A 264-nucleotide genomic window follows, 5' to 3' on the forward strand; every position below is an offset into this window, starting at 1 on the left:
CGGCTATCGAGACGAACGGTAGCTCTGACTTCTAATGCGGAACTGATCCAATGAGCGCAGTCGACTACGAGATCAAGAACACGACCGAGCTTCGCAACGCGGAGGAAGCGGTCCGTATGGCGGAGCTCGAGAATATGCGACCACTTCCGCGTATCTCGGTTCACGCCTTCTGCGAAAGCGAAGGTCTCCAGGACGCCATGGAACGCTGCGGCAACGACCGCCGCATGTCGAAGGTCAGCCTGCGCATAACCAGTGGTGGCATCG

Annotated in this window: 1 protein-coding gene; it reads left to right on the forward strand. The window is 58.7% G+C overall.

Features of this window, described 5'->3' with window-relative positions; genetic code table 11:
• Nucleotides 1–50: 50 nt before the first annotated feature.
• A partial coding sequence (locus SB764_RS41310; protein ID WP_410866941.1) for a hypothetical protein occupies nt 51–264 on the forward strand: 214 nt, incomplete at its 3' end.

This window comes from Paraburkholderia sp. SIMBA_027 (assembly GCF_046535315.1).
GTDB classification, from domain to species: domain Bacteria; phylum Pseudomonadota; class Gammaproteobacteria; order Burkholderiales; family Burkholderiaceae; genus Paraburkholderia; species Paraburkholderia tropica.